1 pseudogene is annotated in these 769 nt (G+C 42.4%); it reads left to right on the forward strand.

Going from position 1 to position 769, the window contains the following annotated elements:
• Positions 1-123: 123 nt before the first annotated feature.
• Positions 124-597: pseudogene (locus LRL21_RS44745) on the forward strand (IS6 family transposase); the annotation flags it as partial.
• Between the last annotated feature and the right edge of the window lie 172 nt (positions 598-769).

Here is a 769-nt window from a genome sequence, read left to right on the forward strand (position 1 = left end):
CCAACGTTCGGAATAAGGTAGACTTATTCATGAGGTCGCCTCTTTTCGGAATGGTTTGGTGGTACTTACCATTTACCCGAATCGGCGGTCTTTTTTGTTACATATTTTGGTTAATCAACAGGCGTGAAGTGGAAGCAGTATGAATCAGAGGTTATCTTGCTAACAGTACGATGGTATTTGAAATATAGCCTAAGTTATCGTGATTTAGTAGAAATCATGGAAGAACGGGGTTTACATATCGTTCATACAACGATCATGCGATGGGTTCATGAGTTTGGGCAGGAACTAGACAAACGAATCCGTCCTTATTTGAAGCCGACTAATGATTCCCTTCGGACGGATGAGACCTACATTAAAGTCAAAGGACAATGGAAATATCTTTACAGAGCGGTGGATTCAAATGGCAATATGAATGATTTCATGTTGTCTGAAAATCGAGATGCTCCCGCGGCTAAACGTTTTTTTAAGAAAGCGTTGACCTCATCTCACAATCAATCGCCACGCGTAATCACTGTCGATAAAAACCCAGCGCACCCTGTCGCAGTCCAGCAATTGAAGGACGAGAAAGTTGTGAATCAAGAAACATTACTACGACAACATTCCTGTTGAGTAACCACTAAATGGTAGAAAAAGAGCCGCCACATCGGTAAAATGTTTGTACCCCTACAAACTCCCGAAAGGTGGCGACTCCATGAAAAAGTCTACCACGATCCTGTCTATTCTTCAATCCATTTTGAGCCAAGAAGAGGTCGAATCCGTCGTCAAAGAG

The sequence above is a fragment of the Paenibacillus periandrae genome (assembly GCF_022458865.1).
Lineage (GTDB): Bacteria > Bacillota > Bacilli > Paenibacillales > NBRC-103111 > Paenibacillus_S > Paenibacillus_S periandrae.